At 65.4% G+C, this 15,664-nt stretch carries 14 protein-coding genes, 2 tRNA genes and 1 pseudogene; 10 read left to right on the top strand and 7 right to left on the bottom strand.

Translation table 11 applies throughout. The annotated features are described in order from the left end of the window. Window positions 1-277: 277 nt before the first annotated feature. Window positions 278-1,150 (bottom strand): FAD-dependent oxidoreductase, encoded by an 873-nt coding sequence (locus tag VKI00_RS31325; protein ID WP_324446904.1) that lies wholly within the window; start codon window positions 1,148-1,150, stop codon window positions 278-280. A gap of 120 nt (window positions 1,151-1,270) precedes the next feature. Further along, a complete protein-coding gene (locus tag VKI00_RS31320) occupies window positions 1,271-2,404 on the bottom strand; it encodes a PQQ-dependent sugar dehydrogenase (RefSeq protein WP_324446902.1) in 1,134 nt (377 codons plus the stop codon). Between the two features lie 167 nt (window positions 2,405-2,571). Here VKI00_RS31320 and VKI00_RS31315 point away from each other — a divergent pair, with 167 nt between their 5' ends. Beyond that, window positions 2,572-3,438, top strand: coding sequence for a DoxX family protein (locus tag VKI00_RS31315; RefSeq protein ID WP_324446900.1), 867 nt, complete (start codon window positions 2,572-2,574; stop codon window positions 3,436-3,438). Between the two features lie 13 nt (window positions 3,439-3,451). On the opposite strand, the gene VKI00_RS31310 is transcribed toward VKI00_RS31315, so the two are convergent. Further along, complete coding sequence (locus tag VKI00_RS31310; protein WP_324446912.1) at window positions 3,452-3,811, bottom strand: PH domain-containing protein; 360 nt, start codon at window positions 3,809-3,811, stop codon at window positions 3,452-3,454. 381 nt (window positions 3,812-4,192) lie between these two features. Between VKI00_RS31310 and VKI00_RS31305 the strand changes: the two genes are divergently transcribed. From VKI00_RS31305 to ilvC, 3 genes are all read left to right on the top strand, one after another. Beyond that, complete coding sequence (locus VKI00_RS31305) at window positions 4,193-6,058, top strand: acetolactate synthase large subunit (protein ID WP_414687346.1); 1,866 nt, start codon at window positions 4,193-4,195, stop codon at window positions 6,056-6,058. Then, window positions 6,058-6,570 (top strand): acetolactate synthase small subunit, encoded by a 513-nt coding sequence (gene ilvN, locus VKI00_RS31300; RefSeq protein WP_324446898.1) that lies wholly within the window; start codon window positions 6,058-6,060, stop codon window positions 6,568-6,570. Before VKI00_RS31305 ends, ilvN begins: the two co-directional genes overlap by 1 nt. A gap of 62 nt (window positions 6,571-6,632) precedes the next feature. Then, complete coding sequence (ilvC, locus tag VKI00_RS31295) at window positions 6,633-7,634, top strand: ketol-acid reductoisomerase (RefSeq protein WP_324446908.1); 1,002 nt, start codon at window positions 6,633-6,635, stop codon at window positions 7,632-7,634. A 24-nt stretch (window positions 7,635-7,658) separates the two neighbouring features. Here ilvC and wrbA read toward each other — a convergent pair whose 3' ends face one another. Further along, window positions 7,659-8,258, bottom strand: a complete 600-nt coding sequence (gene wrbA / locus VKI00_RS31290) for an NAD(P)H:quinone oxidoreductase (RefSeq protein ID WP_324446896.1) — start codon at window positions 8,256-8,258, stop codon at window positions 7,659-7,661. Between the two features lie 66 nt (window positions 8,259-8,324). Here wrbA and serA point away from each other — a divergent pair, with 66 nt between their 5' ends. Further along, window positions 8,325-9,911: a phosphoglycerate dehydrogenase gene (gene serA, locus VKI00_RS31285; protein ID WP_324446894.1), complete on the top strand. Its 1,587-nt coding sequence runs from the start codon at window positions 8,325-8,327 to the stop codon at window positions 9,909-9,911. A gap of 61 nt (window positions 9,912-9,972) precedes the next feature. Then, window positions 9,973-10,983, top strand: coding sequence for a 3-isopropylmalate dehydrogenase (locus VKI00_RS31280; RefSeq protein ID WP_324446892.1), 1,011 nt, complete (start codon window positions 9,973-9,975; stop codon window positions 10,981-10,983). A 133-nt stretch (window positions 10,984-11,116) separates the two neighbouring features. On the opposite strand, the pseudogene VKI00_RS31275 reads toward VKI00_RS31280, so the two are convergent. Next, window positions 11,117-12,193: pseudogene (locus VKI00_RS31275) on the bottom strand (MFS transporter); the annotation flags it as partial. Window positions 12,194-12,286: 93 nt separating this feature from the next. On the opposite strand from VKI00_RS31275, the gene VKI00_RS31270 reads away from it, so the two are divergent. The 4 genes from VKI00_RS31270 to VKI00_RS31255 all read left to right on the top strand — a co-directional run bounded on the left by VKI00_RS31270 (window position 12,287) and on the right by VKI00_RS31255 (window position 14,943). Beyond that, on the top strand, window positions 12,287-13,084 hold the full coding sequence (locus tag VKI00_RS31270; protein ID WP_324446890.1) for a fumarylacetoacetate hydrolase family protein: 798 nt from the start codon (window positions 12,287-12,289) through the stop codon (window positions 13,082-13,084). Next, window positions 13,081-14,610, top strand: coding sequence for a glutamate--tRNA ligase (gene gltX, locus VKI00_RS31265; protein WP_324446888.1), 1,530 nt, complete (start codon window positions 13,081-13,083; stop codon window positions 14,608-14,610). The genes VKI00_RS31270 and gltX overlap by 4 nt, the downstream gene beginning before the upstream one ends. 116 nt (window positions 14,611-14,726) lie before the next feature. After that, window positions 14,727-14,798 (top strand) — tRNA-Gln (locus VKI00_RS31260). A gap of 72 nt (window positions 14,799-14,870) precedes the next feature. Next, a tRNA-Glu gene (locus VKI00_RS31255) sits at window positions 14,871-14,943 on the top strand. Between the two features lie 9 nt (window positions 14,944-14,952). On the opposite strand, the gene VKI00_RS31250 is transcribed toward VKI00_RS31255, so the two are convergent. Next, window positions 14,953-15,465, bottom strand: a complete 513-nt coding sequence (locus VKI00_RS31250; RefSeq protein ID WP_324446886.1) for a PPOX class F420-dependent oxidoreductase — start codon at window positions 15,463-15,465, stop codon at window positions 14,953-14,955. A gap of 58 nt (window positions 15,466-15,523) precedes the next feature. Then, a partial coding sequence (locus tag VKI00_RS31245) for an IclR family transcriptional regulator domain-containing protein (protein WP_324446906.1) occupies window positions 15,524-15,664 on the bottom strand: 141 nt, incomplete at its 5' end.

Here is a 15,664-nt window from a genome sequence, read left to right as displayed (position 1 = left end):
CGCCTGCCCACAAGCTACGGCGTCACAAGCCTTTATTCAAAAGTTCGGCGACTACCTGGTGCAGCGATGAGCTTCAGGAAGTGAGCCCGAGACCCGGGGCTTTCGCTGAGCCTCGGGGGGTATCTCAAACGAGTTACCGTGCCGTCCGGCCGCTGTTCGTCGCGCCATGCACAAGTCCCCGTTGAGGGCGTAGCGCGTCTCCGAGAACATTGCGGAAGTGTAAGCCGAGGGGCGGGTCGAGTTTCGGTGTCTTGCGAGGTGCTTATTAAAGCGTTCTTTAGCCAGTAGGTGCCAGCGCAGACAGAACCTCAGGTGGTGTGAGATCTGCGATAAAGCGAAGCATGCCCGCCCAGTCGGCCGGTGGCTCGAGTCCGGCCAATCCCACTGCGGTGAGCAACCAGGTGTTGTCTTCGTAGGTGAATAACGCCATTGCGGTCGGGCGTCCGGGGACTGGCCCAGTCAACACAAGTAATTCGTTATACATGCCCGGCGGTATCCGCAGCAGCTGACTGGTGTAGGCGAGTCGCATGACGACTTCGTCCTCGGCAGGGCGGCCATATCCCAGGGATTCCAAGAACGTCGGCATTCGAGAACCGCGGCCCGTAGCATCCACGACGAGATCCGCAGTGAGCGCATGCTTCTCGTCATGTTCCCGGGAGCTAATGCTGACGCCCGTGACGCGGCTCATGTCTTCGTTGCACGTCAACTCGACCACATCGTGTTCGTCCATCACATTTACGTTGGGGATGGCACGTACCCGTCGGCGAACGTGGTCCTCCAGAAACGGCCGGCTCTGATACGACGTTGCCAGCCGCTGATAGTGCGGGAAGAGTCCGGATCGAACGAATTGATGTCCGCCAAACGACATATAGAACTTGGACGAATCCCCGTCGTCGTAAAGCTTGCCACCGTCGGTGACGAGCTCGGTCAGAAGCTCCGGAAACAATTCGTCGAGGATCTGTGACCCGCGCGGCCAAAGAGCGTGCACATGCCGGCCCTGAGGCACCCCGCGTCGTTGAGCGGTGCTAGTGGGCATCTGATCGCGCTCGACCACCGTGACGGTTCGGTAGAAATCGGAAAGCACTCTGGCGGCCAGCAGACCGCCCATGCTTGCCCCAAGAACTACTGCGTGTTCACCAACTTTTGCCACGGCGACCTCCCGACCAGCGAATACCGGGAACGTACCGCGCAGTTCAAGCCTTCTCGGGCGATTGGACAATTGCGCACTAGTAAGGCGACGGGGGCCTGTTCGGCCTCACGCCGGCGCGCTTTAGGTCTTGTCCTCGTTGGCCCGCGGGAAACCGCCGCCCTGCGGGAAGAGCGGGAACACCACGTCGTCGAGCTTCATGGCGTCGCCGTCGGTCTTGTTGACCGTTGCCCCCCACACGTTTCCGTCCGGCGACATCCGCAGCGCCCAGGCGTGGCCGTGAGTGTCCTTACGCACGACGTCGGGCTGGCCGGTGACCGCGCCGGTGCCCTGCGCAAGGTGGACGGCCACCGTCTGCTTGGTGTTGATCAGGTTGACCAGCACCGTGCCGTCCAACGCCGCGCAGCCGGCCACACCGGGCCGATCCGGCCATGTCCACACCGTGGACACCTTGGAGTCCTTGGTGATGCGCTGCAACCGGTCGGCCGTGGGAGCGCGGTCGAGGACGTAGAGCGAGCCGTCGACCGGGTCGGTGCACAGGCCGCCGCCCGAGCCGATACCGCTCAACGCCGTGGTCGGCGGCGCCGGGTGCAGCGTCGTTGGCTGCTCGAGGCGGATGACTTTGCCGGCCAACGACGCGGGATCTGCGGCCATCGCGGGGTTGCCCGCATCGCCGGTGAGCACGACCAGCGTGGTGGGGCTGGTGAACAGCATCGCGCCCATGTTCCCGATCGCGCCCTTCGGAATCCCGGTCAGGATGTCCTTCGGGACATCGCCATCCGCGACGCGGATCACCCGGTTGTCGGTGGGCGTGCTGATGTAGGCGTACATCAACCGGTCCTGTGAGTACGTCGGTGACAGCACGATGTCCATCAGCCCGCCGTCACCGGCCGGGTCGACCGGGATGACCGTCTTCACCTTCGGCTCGGCGCTGACGGAGACTTCTTTGACTGCGCCGGTCTTCAGCTCGGCGACCAGTGCCGACTTGCTGTCGGGCTGCATGAGCAGGCCGCTGGTGGCTTCCAGGCAGCCCTGCATGACCCCTGGCGCCGGGCACTGTTTGGGAAATGGCTTGTCAGGTAACGGAGGCGGCGGGGGAGGCGTCGAACTTGCCGGGGGATGGCGGTCGGGCTCGGTGGTGAACGGCTGCGACGCAGCATTGTTGAACTGCGCGCAACCGGCCACGGAACTGGCTAGAAGCAGCAGCGTTGAGCACAGCGCGGCCCGCCCGCGCCACCCCGACCACCTCGACTGCATAGCAGCCAGATTACGGATATCCCGGCTCTGGTGCCCGCGACGGGGTGGCGCGCGTGTTCCGGATTTGCCCGCAAACTAGGAACCGGGTCCGGCGACACGCTGATCGGCACAGCGAAAGCGCCGCTCAAATCCCCAATTCGGGCCGAATTGCCCTTACCCTGACACGAGTGACCAGTCAATCGAATGACACACATTGGCAGCGGCCGGACGATTCCGCGGCGCTAACTCCCGTGCGGCCGGCCTCCGCAAGCCTGGTTGACCCGGAGGACGACCTGCCGTCGGCCACATATGCAGGCGATTTCGAGACGACCACCATCCCCCACTATGACTCCAGCGACTCCGGCAACTCACGCAATGTCCGCTCGTCCAGCACGGGATTCGGGCTGATCGGCGGGCAGGAGCCGTTGCCCTACCAGCCCCAGCCCAGCGGCCGGCACTCAGCGTTCGGCTCCGAGGCGATTGACGAGCACGAGCACCACGAGGACGACGAGCGGGTACGCGCCGCCAGTCGTCGCGGCACGCAGCACCTCGGTCTGCTGATCCTGCGGGTCGGGCTGGGCGCGGTGCTCGTCGCGCATGGACTTCAGAAACTGTTCGGCTGGTGGGGCGGCGAGGGACTGAACGGGTTCAAAAACTCGCTATCCGATATCGGCTACCAGCACGCCGACATCCTGACCTACTGCGCCGCCGGCGGCGAGATCGCCGCCGGGATGCTGCTGGTGCTGGGGCTATTCACCCCGCTGGCCGCTGCGGGCGCGCTGGCCTACCTGGTCAACAGCCTGCTCGCCGGGATGTCAGCCCAGCACAATCCGAGGTCTTTTCCGTTTTTCCTGCCGAACGGCCACGAATACGAGATCACCCTGATCGTCATGGCCGCCGCGGTCATCCTGGTCGGGCCAGGGCGTTATGGCTTCGACGCAGGTCGCGGCTGGGCGCGGCGGCCGTTTATCGGATCGTTTGCGGCGCTGGTAGTGGGCATCGGTGCCGGAATTGCCCTTTGGGTGCTGCTCAACGGCGCCAACCCGGTGAGCTGAGCCCTGAGCCGCATCAGCTGTACGGATTGGGCACCCGGCCGCCGCTGGCCTCGGTCAGCAGCGGCAGGGTTGCAAACGTAACCGCGGGCAACCGCAGCTCGCCACCGTTTTTGAGCTGGGCGCGCGCCCAGGAGCCTCTGTGGAACCGCAGCCCATCGATGTCTTCCCAACGCACCGTTTGACTGCCAAGCAGCGTGCGCACGGTCACGCCGTCTCGATCGGCCTGCGTGCGAAGCCGAATGATCAACGCCGACAAGACCACCGGGATGACCAGCAGCGGCGCCGTTGCCGGCCAGGTGAAGACCGGGATAAGCAACCCGAGAGCAAAGAAACCCACCGCGAAGTGGGCTATTGGTGAGATGTTGACCACCACCGGCGGCGTAGCGGCCGTGTCCGATGAACCGGTAACCACCTGTGCATCATGGCACCCCCGCCAGCTGCCCGGCTTCTCCTCGGGCTGCGCGCAGCCCGCATCGTCGCCGGGCGATGCACTCGCGCCGGCAACCATGACTTACCGCCCGGCTCGTGCCCTCGCCGGACGGATTTGACGTCTGACCTGTGCGGAGGCTACCGTCGTGCGTTATGGACAGCCGTGAAATGCTCGTAGTAATTGGTCGGCGCGTTGGTTGCTGACTAGCCCACGCCGGGATAGCTTTCGAGCACCAACGCGCAACCCTCGTGCAGCCGCTGAGCTGGCGGGGGTTTTTTGTTGTCACCGATCCGGCATCAACCATAAAGACCTGAAGAGGAACCAGTGAGCGCTCCCACCACGCGACAGCCGCAGCCGTCGCAGCCCCTCAACGGCACGCTGGCCAAATCGAAGACGCCAGCACCGCAACCTAAACACGTTGCGCCGCAGCAACTCACCGGCGCACAGTCGGTGATCCGTTCGTTGGAGGAGCTGGATGTCGACGTCATGTTCGGTATCCCCGGCGGTGCCGTACTACCGGTCTATGACCCCCTGTTCGACTCGCAAAAGCTCCGCCACGTGCTGGTTCGCCACGAGCAGGGCGCCGGCCACGCTGCCAGCGGCTACGCACACGCCACCGGAAGAGTCGGCGTCTGCATGGCCACCTCCGGTCCCGGTGCCACCAACCTCGTGACTCCGTTGGCCGACGCACAGATGGACTCCATCCCGGTGGTCGCGATCACCGGGCAGGTCGGGCGTGCGTTAATCGGGACCGACGCCTTCCAGGAGGCTGACATCTCCGGCATCACCATGCCGATCACCAAACACAACTTCCTGGTCCGCAGCGGCGACGAGATCCCCCGGGTGCTGGCCGAGGCCTTCCACATCGCAGCCACCGGACGGCCCGGCGCGGTGCTCGTCGATATCCCCAAGGACGTGCTGCAGGGCCAGTGCACGTTCAGCTGGCCACCGCACATGGACCTGCCCGGTTACAAGCCGAACACCAAACCGCACAACCGACAGATCCACGAGGCCGCCAAACTGATCGCCGGCGCACACAAACCCGTGCTGTACGTCGGGGGTGGCGTCATCCGGGGCGAGGCCACCGAGGAGCTGCGCGAATTGGCCGAGCTGACCGGCATTCCGGTGGTGACCACGCTGATGGCGCGAGGCGCGTTCCCGGACAGTCACCGCCAGCACCTGGGCATGCCAGGCATGCACGGCACGGTGGCGGCGGTGGCCGGGCTGCAGCGCAGCGACCTGTTGATCGCGCTGGGCACCCGTTTCGACGATCGGGTGACCGGAAAGCTCGACTCGTTCGCTCCCGAGGCCAAGGTCATCCACGCCGACATCGACCCCGCCGAGATCGGCAAGAACCGAAACGCCGACGTGCCGATCGTTGGTGACGTCAAAGCCGTCATCATCGATCTGATCGAGGCGCTGCGTCACGACAGGGGTACGGGCACCGCCGGAATCTCAGACATCGCCGCCTGGTGGGAATACCTCGACGAGGTGCGGGACACCTACCCGTTGAGCTACGGACCGCAAAGCGATGGCAGCCTGAGCCCCGAACTTGTCATCGAAAAGCTGGGTGAGATTGCCGGCCCGGACGCGGTGTACGTCGCAGGTGTCGGGCAACACCAGATGTGGGCCGCGCAGTTCATCAAATACGAAAACCCGCGCACCTGGCTGAATTCCGGCGGGCTGGGCACCATGGGTTTCGCGATCCCGGCGGCCATGGGCGCCAAGATCGCTCGCCCGGATGCAGAAGTGTGGGCGATCGACGGCGATGGCTGCTTCCAGATGACCAACCAGGAACTGGCCACCTGCGCGATCGAGGGCGCGCCGATCAAGGTGGCGTTGATCAACAACGGCAACCTGGGGATGGTGCGGCAATGGCAGTCGCTGTTTTATCAGGAGCGGTATTCGCAGACCGACCTGGCGACCCACTCGCACCGCATCCCGGACTTCGTCAAGTTGGCCGAGGCGCTGGGCTGTGTCGGATTACGTTGCGAGCGTGCAGAAGACGTCGTCGACGTGATCAACCAGGCACGGGCGATCAACGATCGGCCGGTGGTGATCGACTTCATCGTCGGCGCCGACGCGCAGGTGTGGCCGATGGTTGCCGCCGGAACCAGCAACGACGAGATCCAGGCCGCCCGCGGCATTCGTCCGCTCTTCGACGACGAAGGCAACGAGGGACACGCCTGATGACCGGATCAACCAAGACGCACACCTTATCGGTGCTGGTCGAAGACAAGCCCGGTGTGCTCGCCCGCGTGGCTGCGCTGTTCTCCCGGCGCGGGTTCAACATCGAATCGCTCGCTGTGGGGGCCACCGAACAGAAAGACATGTCGCGGATGACGATCGTCGTCTCCGCCGAGGAGACACCGCTCGAGCAGATCACCAAGCAACTCAACAAGCTCATCAACGTCATCAAGATCATCGAGCAGGATGATGACAAGTCGGTGGCCCGCGAGTTGGCGCTGATCAAGGTGCGGGCCGACGCGGGCACCCGAAGTCAAGTCATTGAGGCGGTTAACTTGTTCCGCGCCAAGGTGATCGACGTGTCGCCGGAGTCGTTGACCATCGAGGCAACCGGTGACCGCGGCAAGTTGGAGGCGTTCCTGCGGGTGCTGGAGCCGTTCGGTGTGCGCGAGATTGTCCAGTCCGGAGTGGTATCGCTGTCCCGCGGGCCACGCGGCATCGGCACGGCCAAATAATCATTCGAATTCATGAGCCCAGAAATAAAGGAGATATTCACGTGGCAGCAGAGGCATTGGAGATGTTCTACGACGACGACGCGGATCTGTCGATCGTCCAGGGCCGCAAGGTCGGCGTCATCGGGTACGGCAGTCAGGGACACGCGCACTCGCTGAGCCTGCGCGATTCCGGGGTCCAGGTGCGCGTCGGGCTGAAGGAGGGCTCGAAGTCGCGGGCCAAGGTCGAGGAGCAGGGCCTGAAGGTCGACACCCCAGCCGAGGTGGCCAAGTGGGCCGACGTGATCATGCTGCTGGCGCCCGACACCGCCCAGGCCGACATCTTCAAAAACGACATCGAGCCGAACCTGAAGTCCGGCGACGCACTGTTTTTCGGCCACGGTCTCAATATCCACTTCGACCTGATCAAGCCCCCTGGCGACGTCACGGTGGCGATGGTCGCACCGAAGGGCCCGGGGCACTTGGTTCGTCGCCAGTTTGTCGACGGCAAGGGCGTGCCGTGCCTGATCGCCGTCGACCAAGACCCGACCGGTCACGGCGAGGCGCTGGCGCTGTCCTACGCCAAAGGCATCGGCGGCACCCGCGCCGGCGTCATCAAGACGACGTTCAAGGACGAGACCGAAACCGATCTGTTCGGCGAGCAGGCCGTATTATGCGGCGGCACCGAGGAATTGGTGAAGACCGGCTTCGACGTGATGGTCGAGGCGGGCTATCCGCCGGAGATGGCGTACTTCGAGGTGCTGCATGAGCTGAAGCTCATCGTCGACCTGATGTACGAGGGTGGCATTGCCCGGATGAACTACTCGGTGTCCGACACCGCCGAGTTCGGCGGATACCTGTCGGGTCCGCGCGTCATCGACGCCGACACCAAGGAGCGGATGCGTGGCATCCTGCGCGACATCCAGGACGGCAGCTTCGTCAAGAAGCTGGTCGCCAACGTCGAGGGCGGCAACAAGCAGCTCGAGCAATTGCGCAAGGAGAACGCCGAACATCCCATCGAGATCGTCGGCAAGAAGCTGCGTGATCTGATGAGCTGGGTGGACCGCCCGATCACCGAAACGGCTTAGCGGGCGCTCTTTGCGCTCGGCGGCTTACGAGCCGAGCCGTTCCGCGACCGACACCACTCGGCGGGCCAGGTGGTCCAGGGCGTTGTCGGTGGCCTCGTCGAACTCGTCGATGTTGTCGTGGGTCGCGACCAGGCTCACCCCATACGGGTTGCCGTCGACGAACTTGCACGGGTCGGTGTATCCCGGCGGCACGATGATGCCGCCCCAATGGATCAGCGTGATGTACAGCGCAAGCAGGGTGGTTTCCTGACCGCCGTGCAGGGTGTTGGACGACGTGAATGCGGCGTACACCTTGTCGGCCAGCTTGCCTTCGGCCCACAGCCCGCCGAGCGAGTCGATGAAGGTGCGCAATTGCGCTGCGGGCGAGCCGAATCGAGTCGGTGAGCCGAAGATCACCGCGTCGGCCCACACGATGTCGTCGCCGGTGGCCGCGGGCAAATCCTTGGTGGCTTGGTAGTTCGCGGTCCAGGCCGGGTTGTGCGCGAACGATTCCGGGTCGTGGGTTTCGGCGACGTGTCGCAGACGGAGTTCGGCGCCGGCCGACTCCGCCGCCGCAGCGACACGTTTTGCCATCGTCGTTCCATGGCCGGTGGCCGAGTAGTAGATGATCGCCAGTTTGGTCACGGGGTCATCCTAGGCATGGCTGCGCCCGGCTTCGCCGCGCTTTCGATCGCCGCATAGGCTGGCCGCGTGAGCCTGCCTGTCGTTCTGATCGCTGACAAACTTGCCGAGTCGACCGTCGCCGCGCTGGGCGACCAAATCGAGGTCCGCTGGGTCGATGGCCCAGACCGGGAGAAACTACTGGCCGCGGTGCCTGAGGCCGACGCCCTGCTGGTGCGCTCGGCCACGACCGTCGACGCCGAGGTGTTCGACGCGGCGCCCAAGCTGAAGATCGTCGCCCGCGCGGGGGTCGGACTGGACAACGTCGACGTCGACACCGCCACCGAACGGGGTGTGTTGGTCGTCAACGCCCCGACGTCCAACATCCACAGCGCCGCCGAGCACGCCCTGGCGCTGCTGCTGTCCGCCGCCCGCCAGATTCCCGCGGCCGACGCCTCGCTGCGCGAGCACACCTGGAAGCGGTCGTCGTTCTCGGGCACCGAGATCTTCGGCAAGACCGTCGGGGTGGTCGGGCTCGGCCGCATCGGGCAGTTGGTGGCGCAGCGGTTGGCCGCCTTCGAAACTCGCATCGTGGCCTACGACCCGTACGTGTCGGCGGCCCGCGCCGCCCAATTGGGCATCGAACTGCTTCCGCTCGACGAGTTGCTGGCCCATGCCGATTTCATCTCGGTGCATCTGCCCAAAACGCCTGAGACAGCGGGTCTGATCGACAAGGACGCGCTGGCTAAAACCAAGCCCGGGGTGGTCATCGTCAATGCCGCACGCGGTGGGCTGGTCGACGAGGCCGCGCTGTTCGATGCCGTGTCCAGCGGACACGTTCGCGCCGCCGGTATCGACGTGTTCTCTAAAGAGCCGTGCACCGACAGCCCGCTGTTCGACCTGCCGCAGGTGGTGGTGACACCGCATCTGGGAGCGTCGACCGAGGAGGCTCAGGACCGGGCCGGCACCGACGTGGCCGCCAGCGTGAAGCTGGCGCTGGCCGGGGAGTTCGTTCCCGACGCGGTCAACGTCGGCGCCGGGGTGGTCAGCGAGGAGGTGGCACCCTGGCTGGACTTGGTGCGCAAGCTCGGTGTGCTGGTGGGCGCGCTCTCCGACGAGCCGCCGGTGTCACTATCGGTGCAGGTGCGCGGCGAGCTTGCCTCCGAAGATGTTGAGGTGCTTCGGCTTTCGGCTTTACGCGGACTGTTCTCCGCGGTTGTCGAGGATCAGGTGACGTTCGTCAACGCCCCGGCAATAGCCGAAGAACGCGGCGTGGCAGCCCATCTCAGCACGGCCACCGAAAGCCCCAACCACCGCAGCGTTGTCGACGTCCGAGCCGTGGCCTCCGATGGTTCGGTCGTCAATGTTGCCGGCACGTTGTCCGGACCGCGGCAGGTGGAAAAGATCGTGCAGATCAACGGCCGCAACTTCGACCTGCGCGCCCAAGGCACCAACGTGGTGATCCACTATGTCGACCGGCCGGGAGTCCTGGGCAAGATCGGCACCCTGCTCGGTGACGCCGGGGTCAACATCCACGCCGCCCAGCTGTCCGAAGACGCCGAGGGTCCGGGCGCGACGATCGTGTTGCGCGTGGACCGCGAAGTGCCCGCCGATGTGCGGGAGACGATCGGCGCGGCCGTCGAAGCCTACAAGTTCGAAGTGGTTGACTTCTCGTGAAGCGCGCCGGCGACGATAGACAGGGCAGTGCGATCCGAGAAGGCCAAGCGGAGCGGCGCGCATGAAGTTGGCGGTGATCGCCGGCGACGGTATCGGCCCGGAGGTCATAACCGAAGCGGTCAAGGTTCTCGACGCGGTGCTGCCCGGCGTCGAGAAGACCGATTATGACCTGGGGGCGCGGCGATTCCACGCGACGGGGGAAGTGCTGCCCGAGACGGCGGTTGCCGAACTGCGGGCACACGACGCGATTCTGCTTGGCGCTATCGGGGATCCATCGGTGCCCAGCGGCGTGCTCGAGCGAGGTCTGCTGCTGCGGCTGCGCTTCGAGCTGGACCACCACATCAACCTGCGTCCGGCGCGGCTGTATCCGGGCGTGCGCAGCCCGCTGGCCGGTGACCCGGACATCGATTTCGTGGTGGTCCGCGAGGGGACGGAAGGCCCGTACACCGGCACCGGCGGTGCGATCAGGACCGGCACCGCCCATGAGGTGGCCACCGAGGTCAGCATCAACACCGCTTTCGGTGTCCGCCGCGTCGTGGCAGATGCTTTCGAGCGTGCGAGGCAACGTCGCAAGCATCTGACCCTGGTGCACAAGACGAATGTGCTCACGTTCGCCGGATCACTGTGGTCGCGGACCGTGCAGGAAATCGGCCAGAAGTATCCGGACGTCGAGGCGGCCTATCAGCACGTCGACGCCGCGACCATCCACCTGGTCACCGACCCGAGCCGGTTCGATGTGATCGTCACCGACAACCTATTCGGCGACATCATCACGGATTTAGCCGCCGCGGTATGCGGCGGCATCGGGCTGGCCGCCAGTGGCAATATCGACGCGACCCGGACCAACCCGTCGATGTTCGAGCCGGTGCACGGCAGCGCACCGGACATCGCCGGTCAGGGGATCGCCGATCCGACCGCCGCGATCATGTCGGTGGCGCTGCTGCTTTCCCACGTCGGCGAAGACGCTGCCGCCGCGCGAGTGGACCAGGCCGTGGCGTCCCATCTGGCCACTCGCCCGAACGGAAATTTATCCACCGTCGAAGTCGGCGAAAGGATAGCGTCCGCGCTCTAGTTTCCAGGCCGGGCGGAAGTACCTTGGTCGGCACGATCGGCACCGCCAGCAGTGGGAAAAGGCCGCAAGCCAGAAATGCCGGCGGATATCCGTGGGCGGCGATCAGCTCACCGAACACCGGGGGCGCGCCGGCCGCCATCACCCGCTGATAGGTGTTCTGCAGGCCGAGTGCCCGCCCGCTCCAGAACGGCCCGGCATATTCGGTGACCGCGGTGGACTCCAGCCCGTTGTCGAGCACCGAGACCACCGACGCCGCGACCATCAGCGGCACGGCGACCGATGACCGCAGATGATCGGCCACCGCCAAACCGGCCAGAACCAGGACGCCCGTCACGGCAATGGTGCGCACCGGACGCAACCGGGAGCCGACCCGGTCCGACCACCGGCCGACCATAACGCGGCCCACGGCCCCGAGCAGCTGTGACAGCGTGACCACCGCTCCCGCCGAGGCAATCGACCACCGGTAACTCGCGATCAGCCAGATCAGCATGAATGTCACGGTCACCGTCTGCGGCACCATCAACAGTGCGGCGACCGCGTGAATCCGGCGCAGCACCCACGATCCGCGATACGGATTGGCCCGCTCCTGTTCGCTGGCCTCGTCCCATTCCTTGCGAGGCGGGTCGACGATGGCCACGGCGCTGGCCACCGCCGATGCCGCACACAGCACGGCCGGAAATATCATGGCCCCCGTCGCCGACCGGCTGCGCTCCGCAAGCTCCGGAATGACCAGCGCGCCCAACGCGATTCCGAGCGGCTGCGCGGTCTGGCGAACACCCATTGCGAAACCGCGTTGCTCGGGCGGGAACCACCCGGAGACCAGACGACCGCCGGCCGAGTTGCAGCTGGCGGCCGCCATGCCGCCGACGAACAGCAGCGCGGCGAACGACACCATCGTGTGGACCGTCGTCGCGAAGTAGGCGGCTACCGCGGTCAACGCTGAGCCGACCGTCAGCACGATGCGTTCGCCCACCCTGTCGAGCAGATAGCCCCACAGAATCAGCGTCGCCACCATGCCGAAGCTCGGCATCGACGACAGCAAGCCCGCCTCGGCCAGCGGCGTGCCCAGATCGTCCTCCAGGGCGGGGATGAGAAAAGCAACGCCGTTGATGAAGACGAACGCGCTCGCCGTCACCACCAGCGAAACAATGACGATCGACCAGCGTCGGCCCGTACTGAGTCTGACCGTGCCGGTCGGGTCCGTCGGCATCGATCCATGCTCGCACAGCCATGTGAATGCTGGGGCTAAAGCGACGACCAGCCCGGCGTCGCCGCGCTTGCGACTGTCACTAGGCTCAGGCAAATGCGCCTTGGCCGAATTGCCAGTCCGGACGGCGTCGCGTTCGTCAGCATCGAAGGCGAGCCGAACGAGCCCACCGGGATGACTGCCCGTGAGATCGCCGAGCACCCTTTCGGCACCCCGACTTTCACCGGCCGCTCCTGGCCGCTGGCTGATGTGCGACTGCTGGCCCCGGTGCTCGCGAGCAAGGTGGTCTGCATCGGCAAGAACTACGCCGATCACATCGCCGAGATGGGCGGCCAAACGGGCCCGGCGCCCGCCGACCCGGTGATCTTCCTCAAGCCCAACACCGCGATCATCGGGCCGAATGTGCCGATCCGATTGCCGGCCGATGCATCCCCGGTGCATTTTGAGGGCGAGCTGGCGGCCGTCATCAGTCGGCCGTGCAAGGACATCTCGGCCGCGCGCGCCGCCGAGAGCATCCTGGGCTACACGATTGCCAATGACGTGTCTGCCCGCGACCAACAAAAGGCTGATGGCCAGTGGACACGCGCGAAGGGCCACGACACGTTCTGCCCGGTCGGGCCGTGGATCGTCACCGATGTCGACCCAGCCGACCTCGAATTGCGCACCGAAGTCAACGGCGAAGTCAAACAAGATAGCCGTACCGCGTTGATGATCCACGACGTCGGTGCGATCGTGGAATGGATTTCGGCGGTGATGACTCTGCTGCCGGGCGATCTCATTCTCACCGGCACGCCAGCGGGTGTGGGGCCTATCGAAGATGGTGACACCGTCAGCGTCACCATTGCGGGAATCGGAACGTTGACCAATCCCGTTGTCCGCAAAGGTAAATCGTGAGTGAAGCAGTCGGCGTGCGGGTCCGGTTCTGCCCGTCGCCAACCGGTGTTCCGCATGTCGGCCTGATCCGCACCGCACTGTTCAACTGGGCCTACGCGCGGCACACCGGCGGCACCTTCGTGTTCCGCGTCGAGGACACCGACCCCGAACGTGACAGTGAGGAAAGCTATCTGGCGCTGCTGGACGCGCTGCGCTGGCTCGGTTTGAATTGGGACGAGGGCCCCGAGGTGGGCGGCACCTACGGCCCGTACCGGCAGTCGCAGCGCAGCGAGATCTATCGCGACGTGGTGGCCCAGCTGCTCGCCTCGGGCGAGGCGTACGAGGCCTTCTCGACGCCGCAGGAAGTCGAGGGCCGCCACCTGGCGGCCGGCCGCAGTCCAAAGCTGGGCTACGACAACTTCGACCGTGATCTGACGCAGCAGCAGCGAGCCGCATATCTGGCCGAGGGCCGTAAACCGGTGGTGCGGTTGCGAATGCCTGACGAAGATCTGGGCTGGGACGATTTGGTCCGCGGAGAGACCACTTTCGCGGCGGGCGTCGTGCCCGATTTCGCGTTGACCCGCGCAACCGGGGATCCGTTGTACACCTTGGTCAATCCGGTCGACGACGCACTGATGAAGATCACGCATGTGTTGCGCGGCGAGGACCTGTTGCCGTCGACTCCGCGGCAGATCGCGCTGTACCACGCGCTGAGTCGGATCGGGATAGCGGATCGGGTTCCGGAATTCGCCCACCTGCCAACGGTGTTGGGCGAAGGCACTAGAAAACTCTCGAAGCGTGACCCGCAGTCGAATCTATTCGCCCACCGAGACCGCGGCTTCATTCCCGAGGGGCTGCTGAATTACCTTGCGCTGCTGGGCTGGGCGATCGCCGCCGACCGCGACGTGTTCAGCCTCGACGAGATGGTGGCCGCGTTCGATGTCGTTGACGTCAACGCCAACCCGGCGCGGTTCGACCAGAAAAAAGCCGACGCGATCAATGCCGAGCACATCCGGCTTCTTGCCCTCGACGATTTCACCGGCAGGCTGCGCGGCTACTTTGCGACCCACGGTCATCACACCGGACTGGACGACGCGCAGTTCGCGGTGGCCGCCGAGCTCGTGCAAACCCGCATCGTCGTGCTCGGTGACGCGTGGGACCTGCTGAAGTTCTTCAACGACGACGAATACACGCTCGACCCCAAGGCCGCCGCGAAGGAATTGGGGATCGACGCCGGACCGGTGCTCGACGCCGCGATCGCCGCGCTGGACGAGCTGACCGACTGGACGGTGGCCGGCGTCGAGGCCGCCCTCAAAGCCGCGTTGGTCGAGGCGCTCGCGCTCAAACCGCGCAAGGCTTTCGGCCCGATCCGAGTGGCCATCACCGGATCCTCCGTGAGCCCGCCGCTGTTCGAATCCATGGAGCTGCTCGGACGCGAGCGCAGCCTGCAGCGGCTGCACGACGCCCGCGACCGCGTCGGGCGCGCGGCGACAATGCCGGCCGCGTCGCGGCCGGAGGAGGAGCCGGGCCAGAGTACAGAGGCGTGAGAAGCCGCCGGATTGTTTGGTAGTCTGCACGTCGGCCCACAACGGCTGGCAGCAGCGGCCGCAGCACTCTCACATCGTCTGCGGGAGGCCTTTGACCAGCAGTTTTAGGCAGCCAATGGGGTATGGTGTAATTGGCAACACAGCTGATTCTGGTTCAGCCATTCTAGGTTCGAGTCCTGGTACCCCAGCAAAGTGTGTCCGCCCCAAGCAATTATGTGGGCGTATGCCGGTGAGCTATGCTGGCTCCTCGGATCGGTTCCGGCCCCGTCGTCTAGCGGCCTAGGACGCCGCCCTCTCACGGCGGTAGCGTGGGTTCGAATCCCATCGGGGCTACAAACGCAATTACTGGCCGGTCCGCAGGACGGCCGGTGCCGTCGATCCACCCACCGGCATCGCCGGCAAACCCAGCTTGCGGTGATCCCAGGAACGCGAGCGATGGGCCACGATGCGCACGCAGACCCGCTTGTTCATCATCTGCTCGACGAACGGCTTCATGTCGTCGCTGTAGGGACCGGTGTAGCGCTCCCACACACTGACTCCGACCCGGTGCGAGACGTCGGGATCGTCGAGAATCTCTGCAACGCCTTCGAAGGACACCCCGCGCAAGGTGTCATAGGTGTCGCCGTCTTCGATCAGGAAGCTCACCCGCGGGTCACGTTTGAGGTTGACCGCCTTCTGCGACTTGGCTTTGGTTTCCAGCCAGATCTCGCCGTCAACCACGGCGTACCACATCGCAACCAGGTGTGGCTGGCCGTCGGGGCCAACGGTAGCCAGCGTCCCGGTGCGGCTGTTGACAACAAAATCGGCGATCTCGTCCTCGGACATGACGATGCTCGCGCGCTGGTTGTTTCCCATGGCGACAGTGTGTCAGGTCGCTATTGCAGGCCCGCTGGGCGGGCGATCAAGGCGTGCTTCACAGTCGGCGAGTAATGGCGTCGGCAGCCGCCAGCAGATCGGCCGCCCAGCGGGCGCCCGGGCGACGGCCGATGCGGTCAATCGGACCCGACACCGAGATCGCGGCGATCACCGCGCCGCGGGCGTCGCGTACCGGCGC

It is taken from the genome of Mycobacterium sp. (genome assembly GCF_035314665.1).
Taxonomy (GTDB): Bacteria; Actinomycetota; Actinomycetes; order Mycobacteriales; family Mycobacteriaceae; genus Mycobacterium.
The sequence above is the reverse complement of the archived record's forward strand: the minus strand, read 5'-3'. Positions and strand labels throughout refer to the sequence as shown.